Source organism: Streptomyces sp. NPDC090045 (assembly GCF_044747975.1).
Taxonomy (GTDB): Bacteria; Actinomycetota; Actinomycetes; order Streptomycetales; family Streptomycetaceae; genus Streptomyces.
On the sequence record NZ_JBIVFA010000003.1, the window covers coordinates 703,367 to 712,408 of the forward strand.

A 9,042-nucleotide genomic window follows, 5' to 3' on the forward strand; every position below is an offset into this window, starting at 1 on the left:
GAGCACGCGGGTGCGGTCATGCCGCGGGGCCGAGGTCACCTTCGAGTACGGCGTGGCGGATCCGCGGCCGGTCCCGGAGGGCGAGGAGTTCGTTGGCGAGGGCCACGACGGGCAGGGGGTCGTCGTCGCCGTGCGCTGTGATGGCCGCGGCCGACAGCGTGTGCGGGACGGCGCCGGCGTCCAGGAGGACGCGCCAGTCCTGTGGGCCGAGTTCCAGGAACTCCAGCCCGGTGAGCGCGCCGATCTCCAGGGGGTCGGCCAGGGTGCCGGGGCGGGCGGAGAGGGCGCGCAACCGGGGCAGTTCGATGAGGGGGGCCAGGCTGAAGCGTGCGCCGTCGCAGGCGCCGATGGAGAGGACTTCCAGGGCGGGGTGAGCGGCGGCCCCGGGGGTCGGCAGGCCTCCGCTGCGCACCGCGGCCAGGACCGGTAGCCGATCCGTAGACCGGTCGGGGTGTTCCTCCCTCCGCCGGCCCAAGGCCAGGTCGGTGAGGGAGTCCGCCACGAGTGCGGCGCCGATGACCTGCTCGTGGTCGATCAGGATGACCTGACCGGTGTGTCCGCGCGGGCCGGGTGTCAGATCGACCGCCAGCCGGTCTCCTCCACCGTTGTCCCCGAACACGATCCATCCGGGTGAACCGGCCAGGCCCTGCACCGCGGCGTCGGGCCGGGTGACGACCGTCTGCGTCATGGCGTACTCCCAACGGGGATGGCGGGCCGCTCCATCGACGACGTAGAGCCCCTCCAGGGCGAAGAGCTCACAGGCGTCCAAGCCGGAGGGATCCGTGGATCCTTCCCGTCGTGCCGGCGCCGCCCGGTACAGGACCTTGAGCTCTTCGGGAAGAGCGACGCCGAGGCGCGCTTCGGCGGTGGCGAGCTGCTCCTCCGTCGCGCCGACGGCGTCGGGCCACCGCTCGCGGAGCGTGCGTTCCAGCAACTCCAGGTCCGCCGAGGGGGCCGTCCTCGCATCGGGTCTCGGATCCGGAAGGCGGCGCCAGGGCTCGGGCAGGGCGCCTTCGACCAGGACGAGCACCCCCAGGTCCCGGCTGCCGGAGGCAGATTCCACGGCCGGGCCGTGCTCGATCAGCCGGAGCGTGGTCTTCCCGGTCGGGCCCATCTCCGCGGCGAAGGCGATCTCGTCGACTCCCGCACGCGCGAAAACCCTCCGCAGTTGATCCACGGCGCCTCGGAGGGCCGGTGACGCGCGGCCCCGTACGGGCAGACTCCAGCCGTCCCTGCCGATGCGTCCCGCCACCCGGACGGGCCGGCGCGTATGCGCCTCCGCGCCGCCGGGCCGCAGGAGCCGCAGCAGGGGCTCCCACGGGGCGAAGTCGCACAGCGAAGAGGGCAGGGAAGATCTCTGATCACGCATGCGCAGACCGTACGCGTGGGGGAGCGGGCGGCTGACCCCGCTCATACAAGTCGACCGTTCGTATGGTCGGGTGAGGGCCCTTCCGGTGACGGGCGGGCGCCTCGCGAGCCGCGCACGTGCCGGGCGGGGTACGCCCTCTTCGCAGCGACGACGCCGAACACCGTTGAGGAGACCAGCCATGTACGCAGCAGTCCGGAGGTACGAAGGCGTGACCGACCCGGCCGAAGCCGGACGGATCGTCGACGAGGGGTTCGTGCCGATCATGCGCCAGGTACCCGGATTCGTGGCCTACTACTGGGTCGACGCCGGCAACGGGGTGATGGTTTCGACCAGCGTGTTCCAGGACCGTGCGGGCGCCGACGCATCGATCGCGAGGGCGGCGGACTTCGTACGGGACCACCTCGCTTCGCTCCTCCCCAACCCGCCGCAGGTCACAGCGGGCGAGGTCGTCGCCTCCGCGTAGCGGGGCGCGCCGGAGCGGCAGATGATGCCGCCGGGCGGCGGGCCGGGGCCGCGCCCCTGAACCGACTCGGGGGCGGTGTGGGGGTGGGCCCCGGGTCGGTCCCCGATGTGGGGCGCGAGCACCGTCCCTAGCGTCATGGGCATGCCGAAAAACGTGACCAGCGGGAACACCGGGAACAACGGGAACACCGGGAGCGGCGGCAAGCCCCGGATGCCGCGGCGGAAGCGGACGTTGCTGATCCTCGGTTCGCTGGTCGCGGGCTCCGCCCTGGTCATCGGCGCGCTCTTCACCTGGCTCTACACCGGAGCCAAGGTGTCCACCGTCGGCGCAGTGGACTTCCGCAACGCCCTCGCGGTGCCGCCCCTCGCCCCGTCCACCGTGGACGCGGACGGGACCCGCGTCTTCGATCTGCGGATGCAGGCGGGGGAGACCGAGTTCACCCCCGGGACCAGGACCCCCACCTGGGGTTTCAACGGCAGCCACCTCGGCCCCACCCTCCGTGCGGCGAAGGGCGAGAAGGTCCGGGTGAAGGTGGCCAACACCCTGCCGGAGGAATCCACCGTCCACTGGCACGGCATGCACCTGCCCGCCGCGATGGACGGCGGCCCGCACCAGACGGTGCCGGCGGGCGGCAGCTGGGCCCCCGAGTGGACGATCGCCCAGCCTGCCTCGACCCTCTGGTACCACCCGCACCCGCACGGTGCGACCGAATCACACGTCCAGCGCGGCCTCGCGGGCCTGCTCCTCCTGGACGACGCGGAGTCGGCGCCCCTGCCCCTGCCCAAGACGTACGGGACCGACGACATCCCGGTCATCGTCCAGGACGTGACCTTCGACGGCGCGAAGCTCGACCACGGCCACAAGCTGATGCGCAACGTCGGGTTCCTCGGCGACCGGACGATGGTCAACGGCACCCTGGAACCGTACGTCACCGTCGAGGACGAACTGGTCCGGCTGCGCCTGCTGAACGCCTCCACCGCCCGCGTCTACACCTTCGGCCTCGACGACGGCCGCGCGTTCCGGCAGATAGCCTCGGACGGCGGCCTCCTCGAAGCCCCGCACACGACCAGTCGCCTGCGCCTGTCGCCGGGGGAGCGCGCGGAGATCGTCGTACGGATGCAGCCGGGCGAGCGAAGGATCCTGCGCTCCTACCCCCTGGACGCCGGCCTGGACTTCTGGAACCAGCGCTTCGGGGGCGGCGACGACTCCTTCGACGTCATGCAGCTGCGCGCGGCGGCCACCCTGAGGCCCTCGGCGGAGCTGCCGGCGGCGCTCGTGGCACCGGCGCTCCCCACCGGTGAGGACTCGGCCCGCAGCCGCTTCTTCGAGCTCAAGATGTCCGGCATCAACGGCCGCAAGATGGACATGTCCCGGGTGGACGAGACGGTCACCCGCGGCACGGCCGAGACCTGGACCCTCCGCAACGACGACGGAATGCCGCACAACTTCCACGTCCACGACGTCCAGTTCCGCGTACTCGACATCAACGGCGCAGCCCCGCCACCGTCGTTGCGCGGACCGAAGGACACCGTGTTCATCCCGTCCGGTTCGACGGTCCGCATCGCACTGCGCTTCGACGGCCCCGCGGACCCGGACACCCCGTACATGTACCACTGCCACCTGCTGTACCACGAGGACAAGGGCATGATGGGCCAGTTCGTGGTGGTCGACCCGAGCCGGCCGCCGTCCACCCCGAAGCCCCCACCCGCCTCCGGCCCACACCAGCACTAGGCCGAGCCGTTCGGACCGTTCGGCAGCTGACGCACCGTGCCATCGTCCGTCACCTCGTACACGTCGATCCGCAACAGCCTACGGACGTGTGCCGGGACGCGTTCGGCGGCTCTGACGGACGAGGAGGGAACGGCCAACGCGTACCGGATGCCCGGGGCCTCGCGTGTCATGCGGCGCAACAGCTGTCCGTAGGCGACGTCAGCGTCGGTGCCCTTCTCGGCCGTGCGGCCCTTGGCCTCGCAGATCAGCCGCTCGTCGCCCCGCACGGCTTCGAGGTCGGTCCAGCGGTCCGTGGGCTCGACCGGTGTCCAGCCCTCGGCGAGCAGCCAGGTGCGGAACACGTCGATGACCCGGTCTTCGTCGCTGTCGCGTGCGAGCAGCCGCCGCAGCGCTGTGAGATCCGCCTCCCGACTGCGTCGCAGGCGTCCGCGGCCGTCCGCGTCGAGGTCGGCCGGGCGGATCACGACGAGCCGCAGTCCGTGCGCGGGAACCTCCGCATCGCGCCGGGCGTCGTACAGCGCTCGCTGCTCGCCCCGGTGAACACCGCTGACCGTGAGTCTGTCGGGCTTGTCGAAGTGGGGGACCGGCTGGTCGTGCTGAAGTTCGCGGTACTCGACGACCAGCCGGTGGCCGGGCCAGTAGGCATCGACCGGCAGCCTGACCCGCCGGCCACCCACGCCGGGATCCCCGAGCAGCCACTCGAACTTGTGCTGGGTGCAAGCCGTTTCACCGAGCACCTGGTCGCACAGGCCGACTACGTACGCCTCGTCGCTGTCGTCCCTCGTCCCTATGGTCATGCATCATGACACCCCCACTGGCGGAGACGGGTGGGGTCGAGGTCGCCGGTCCACCCAAGCCCCGCCGGAACACGGCCGACCGGAACCCATCCAACCGGCCGCGGACGGTCAGTCCGTGCGGGCACCCGTCGGGCGGGCGGGATCCGTCCGGAGCCAGTACGAGCGGGCCGCGAGGGTCAGGGCGATGCCGTACACGGCGAAGGCGGCCACGCCGATCCAGCCGACCAGCAGCGCATCGCCCGAGGAGTGGAAGTCGCCACGCCGTATCGTGACGACGTCCGCCGTGGCCAGGGCCAGGTATCCGACCCCCACGACACCGTACGGGGCGAGCGTGGCGGCACCGAGCAGAGCCGGGGCGAGCGGGAGCCAGCGCGGCACCCGTCGGCCGCGCAGGAAGAGGGTCCAGCGCGGGAAGACTTGCCCCCACGGGCGGACCAGGCCCCAGAGCAGGAAGACGCCGAGTACGGCCAGAAGCGCGGTGGGGTCCAGGCCCCAGGACTCCAGGGTGAGGAAGAGCCCCGAGGCGCCGTTCCGTTCCGAGACCGCGAGCTTCTCCTCACCGCTGATCCCCGCGAAGACGCCGCCGGACGCCCAGACCAGCTTCATCACCGCGTACGGGACGAAGGCCAGCGTCCCCGCCCAGACGGCGACTTGGACGAGCCGCGGTGCGGCGGACGGCGCTCGTACGGCAGTACCGGCAGGACCGCCAGGTCGGCGGCCGGACCGGGCCGTGGCCGCGAGCAGGACCGCCCCGAACGCCGCCAGGGCCTTGCTCGCTGCGGAGGCCCGGCTGTCCACCCCCTGACCGAGCATCAGCGTGATCACATCCATCAGCAGACTGAACGCGGTGATCGCGGCCAGCCCGCAGGCCACCCAGAGCAGCACCCGTAGAGCCGGCCTGAGCCCGTACAGCACCACCGCTCCGCTGACCAGCGTCGCCACCGCACCCACCGCCACGACCGCCCAACCCAGCCCGGAGGACCCCGAGCCACCGCCGTAGTGGAGCAAGGGGGTCCCGCTCAGCACGCACGCCAGGCCGAAGCCGGCGTACAGCACCGCCCACAGCATCGTTGCCCGGGCCACCCAGCGCGGCCACCGCTGCCACTGGGCGCTCCAGAGCGCCTTCATCGTCCGCTCAACACTGGTCATGTTCCCCACGGTGCGGCGACCACGGCGTGGTGGCGTCAGCCCCCGGAACGATCTCCCTCCCCCCACCGGGGGAGTGACCGGCCCCGCCCGCCCGGCGGGCGTCGCGTAGATTGCCCGTCATGGCCGAGCTGGGATCCGTTGTCTGGCCGCCCGACCCGATCCGGACCGAGCGGCTCGTGCTCCGCGAGTCCGAGGCCCGGGACCGTGCGGCGTTCATCGAGCTGTTTGCCTCGTCAGAGGTGCGCACCTACCTGGGTGGCCCCCGACCGCGTGACGAGCTCGAGAACGCGGTGTCCAAGGTGCCCGGCCGACGCCCCGGCGTCTTCGTTGTGGATCATGACGAGGCGATGATCGGCATCGTCACGCTCGACCGGCGCGACGCGGAGCGTCCGGGGCACGTCCGTCCGGACGCCGGAGAGGCCGAGCTCAGCTACATGTTCCTACCGGAGGTGTGGGGATGCGGGTACGCCGCCGAGGCGTGCGCGGCGGCGCTCGGCTGGTTCACCGACGCGCTTCCCGGCGAGCCGGTGGTGCTCTGCACCCAGGCCGCCAACGGCCGCTCGGTACGGGTCGCGGCGAAGCTCGGGTTCACCGAGGTTGAGCGGTTCGAAGAGTACGGCGCGGAGCAGTGGTTCGGCGTGTGGTCCCGGCCCCCGTCGGCCGGCTGAGCGCGTGCACGAACGTGAGTCTGCGACTTCCACCGCGCCCAGCTCACCCTGGAGGAACCTCGCCGGCGGACTCCCCGCGGGGCCGGTCCGCGGCGGTGGTGAGGATCGTGCAGATGGCGTCCTCGGTGCACGAGGCCGGGTCGGTCCGGGCGGCTCGTCGGGCCAGGCCGCGTAGGGCCTCGCGCGTCGTGGTCAGCTCGGCCAGGCGGCGCTCGATGTCGGCGAGGCGCTGGTCGAGCAGCGTGGTGACGTGCTCGCAGGGTGCCTGGCCGCCGTCGCGCAAGGCGAGTACGGAGCGGATCTCGGCCAGCGTGAGGCCGGCGCCCTGGGCGTCGCGGATGAAGGCGAGCCGGGCGGGGGTCTGCTGCGGGTAGTCGCGGTAGCCGCCGGGGGTGCGCGGCGGGGCGGGCAGCAGACCGGCCTGCTCGTAGAAGCGGATGGTCTTCGTGGTCAGCTTGCTTGCCGTCGCGAGGTCACCGATGCGCATGCCACCGAGCCTACGCCTTGACCTTCCACTGCACTGGAAGGTCTACGGTCGCCCCATAGGTTCCGAGCTGGGAGGAGACTCATGCGGATCACCGTGCTGACCGTGCCGGACTGCCCCAATGCCCCGGTGATCGAGGAACGGATCGCCCGCGCGGCCGCCGGCCTCGGTGTGGAGGCCGAACGGGTCGAGGTAGCCGATCAGGAACAGGCGGCCCGGCTCGGCATGACCGGCTCACCCACCGTCCTGATCGACGGCGTGGACCCCTTCGCCGTTCCGGGCGCACCGCCGTCCCTGTCCTGCCGCCTGTACCGCGGGCCGGACGGCAAGGTCGAGGGCGCGCCGAGCGTCGCCGAACTCCGGCGCGCGCTGAACACGGCGGACATCGCCGAGCGCTGCGCGTGTCCGCCGACCGATGCGGCCGACCGCAGCGGCCGCGGGCGGATCGCTCCCGTGGCCGGCGGGCTGCGGGCCGTCCAGCAAGCCGTGCTCCGCCACTTCGCGGCCACCGGAGCCGCACCTGCGGCCGGTGACCTGGAGGCCGCAGCCGCCGTCCACGGTCGCGCTGCGACCGCGGTCCTGGCCGAGCTGGCGGCCGAGGACTTCCTCACCCTGGACGGCGATGGCCGCATCCGGGCCGCCTACCCGTTCTCCGCCGTGCCCACCGGCCACCACATCAGGCTCGCCGACGGCATCGAGGTGTGGGCGATGTGCGCGGTCGACGCACTGGGCATCCCGGACATGCTCGGCACCGACGCCGTGATCACCTCCGCGGACCCGGTCACCGGCGAGAGGGTCACCGTCACCTCCACCGGCGGAGTCATGACCTGGCAGCCGTCCACCGCCGTGGTCTACGTCGGCCAACGCTCCTGCACCGGACCCGCAGCCGACATCGCCTGCGGCGCCCTGAACTTCTTCACCCACCGCCACACCGCCCACGCGTGGGCCGAACAGCACCCCGACCACACCGGCGCGCCCGTGGACCACTCCCAGGCCGAACTCCTGGGACGCTCCCTCTTCGGCTCCCTGCTGACAGCGCCGAAGCCGGCCTGAACACCCCGCGCATCCCCCGTACGGACAGCGACACACCGGCACCGACAAGGACAATGACCGCCATGCGCATCCGCATTGACGCAGCCGACCTGCCCGGGCTCACCTGCCCACCCGGGGCACCGGCCGACGACCGGTCGGCGTACCGCAACATCCACGTCGCCGTGCAACGACGCAACCGCCCCACCGAGCTCCTCGATCTGCAGCCCGGCAACGCCGCATCCGCGACCTGGACCCTGGAGTGCACCACGACCGCCTCCCCGACGGGCATCGACGTGAAAGGGCCTTACGTGCAAGGCGGTCCGGGAGGCCGGTTCGTCTATCTGTCGTGGGGCACGGTCGACGAAGCCGGCGCCTTCACCATGTTCCGCCGCGCCAAACTCATGCTCGACGCCGTACCCGCCGAGGTACTCGACGCCGCCGAACGCACGGGCCTGCTCGTGGGCAGCCTCGGCCTGACCGACGCCTGCGGCGCACCCCTGTGCGCACGGGTCCTCCCCCCGACCATCAACTGGACTGCCGCCGCATAGCACCCGAACCTGCCGGACCAGGCCTTCTCACGTCACGGGTTGGTCCGATCGGTCAGAACTGCCGGTGGGTCGTGCCGGGACGTTCCGGGCGGGGGAAGGGCCGAGGTTATGAATGAAATCGCATGACGATTTCGTCACCTGACCATCCATGAACATCACCTCAGGAGCCACACGATGCGCCCCATCAGAGCAGCCTGTCTCGGCACGGCCACTGCCCTGGTCACCCTTCTCGCCTGCGCCCCCGTCGCAGCCTCCGCCACGACGGACACCGGTGCCGCCCACGACAAGGGCAAACACCAGGTCATCACCCTCGTCGGCAGGCTCGCTCAACAGAATCGCTTCCCCATCGTCGACCCCACCCACCCCTCCCAGGGCGACCGGACCGTCTTCCGCTCGGAGCTCTACGACGAGAACGACATCGACAAGGTCGGCGAGACCAACGGCACCTGCACCACCACCCTGGCCGACGGCGGCGGAGCGGAGGTGTGCGTCGTGACCTACACCCTCCCGGGCCGCGGCCAGCTCTCCGTGCAGGGGATGGTCTTCGGCCACCTCAACGCGGGGCCTCCCCCGTCGTTCGACAACGGGATCACCGGTGGCACCGGGGAATTCGACCGGGCTCGTGGCTCCGTCCACGCCGACACGATCGGTGTGGGCAAGAGGCGCTTCACGATCGACCTCTACCTCTGACCGATGCTGGCCCCCCGCCCTAGGCCGTTTCCTTCAGATCATCGGATCGTTGGTTGATGTGTGTCGTTGACTGACGCCCAGTGGGCACGCATCGAGCCGTTGTTGCCGGAC

General features: G+C 71.7%; 10 protein-coding genes. 6 read left to right on the forward strand and 4 right to left on the reverse strand.

From position 1 onward, the window contains the following. Positions 1-16 precede the first annotated feature (16 nt). Entirely contained in the window at positions 17-1,369 is a 1,353-nt protein-coding gene (locus ACIPYQ_RS12185; protein ID WP_401249273.1) for an SMI1/KNR4 family protein, read from the reverse strand. A gap of 178 nt (positions 1,370-1,547) precedes the next feature. On the opposite strand from ACIPYQ_RS12185, the gene ACIPYQ_RS12190 reads away from it, so the two are divergent. Both ACIPYQ_RS12190 and ACIPYQ_RS12195 read left to right on the forward strand, forming a co-directional pair. After that, positions 1,548-1,832 carry a hypothetical protein gene (locus ACIPYQ_RS12190; RefSeq protein ID WP_361769698.1) on the forward strand — a complete coding sequence of 95 codons (285 nt, stop codon included), beginning with the start codon at positions 1,548-1,550 and terminating at the stop codon, positions 1,830-1,832. 141 nt (positions 1,833-1,973) lie between these two features. Further along, complete coding sequence (locus ACIPYQ_RS12195) at positions 1,974-3,563, forward strand: multicopper oxidase family protein (protein ID WP_401249276.1); 1,590 nt, start codon at positions 1,974-1,976, stop codon at positions 3,561-3,563. Here ACIPYQ_RS12195 and ACIPYQ_RS12200 read toward each other — a convergent pair. Together ACIPYQ_RS12200 and ACIPYQ_RS12205 are read right to left on the reverse strand one after the other, a co-directional pair. Next, on the reverse strand, positions 3,560-4,360 hold the full coding sequence (locus ACIPYQ_RS12200) for a hypothetical protein (protein ID WP_401249279.1): 801 nt from the start codon (positions 4,358-4,360) through the stop codon (positions 3,560-3,562). The two genes, ACIPYQ_RS12195 and ACIPYQ_RS12200, sit on opposite strands and share 4 nt — an antisense overlap. Positions 4,361-4,468: 108 nt before the next feature. Beyond that, entirely contained in the window at positions 4,469-5,509 is a 1,041-nt protein-coding gene (locus ACIPYQ_RS12205; RefSeq protein ID WP_401249282.1) for a hypothetical protein, read from the reverse strand. Between the two features lie 119 nt (positions 5,510-5,628). Here ACIPYQ_RS12205 and ACIPYQ_RS12210 point away from each other — a divergent pair, with 119 nt between their 5' ends. Then, positions 5,629-6,177, forward strand: a complete 549-nt coding sequence (locus tag ACIPYQ_RS12210) for a GNAT family N-acetyltransferase (protein WP_401249285.1) — start codon at positions 5,629-5,631, stop codon at positions 6,175-6,177. Between the two features lie 43 nt (positions 6,178-6,220). Here the strand turns inward: ACIPYQ_RS12210 and ACIPYQ_RS12215 are convergent, their stop codons facing one another. Further along, on the reverse strand, positions 6,221-6,664 hold the full coding sequence (locus ACIPYQ_RS12215) for a heavy metal-responsive transcriptional regulator (protein ID WP_401249288.1): 444 nt from the start codon (positions 6,662-6,664) through the stop codon (positions 6,221-6,223). Between the two features lie 81 nt (positions 6,665-6,745). Between ACIPYQ_RS12215 and merB the strand changes: the two genes are divergently transcribed. From merB to ACIPYQ_RS12230, 3 genes are all read left to right on the forward strand, one after another. Continuing rightward, complete coding sequence (gene merB / locus ACIPYQ_RS12220; RefSeq protein WP_401249290.1) at positions 6,746-7,714, forward strand: organomercurial lyase; 969 nt, start codon at positions 6,746-6,748, stop codon at positions 7,712-7,714. Between the two features lie 62 nt (positions 7,715-7,776). Continuing rightward, the gene (locus tag ACIPYQ_RS12225) at positions 7,777-8,241 is read left to right on the forward strand and encodes a DUF5990 family protein (RefSeq protein WP_401249293.1); all 465 of its coding nucleotides are present in this window, start codon (positions 7,777-7,779) and stop codon (positions 8,239-8,241) included. Positions 8,242-8,415: 174 nt separating this feature from the next. After that, positions 8,416-8,931 (forward strand): hypothetical protein, encoded by a 516-nt coding sequence (locus tag ACIPYQ_RS12230; RefSeq protein WP_401249296.1) that lies wholly within the window; start codon positions 8,416-8,418, stop codon positions 8,929-8,931. The last annotated feature ends 111 nt before the right edge of the window (positions 8,932-9,042 follow it).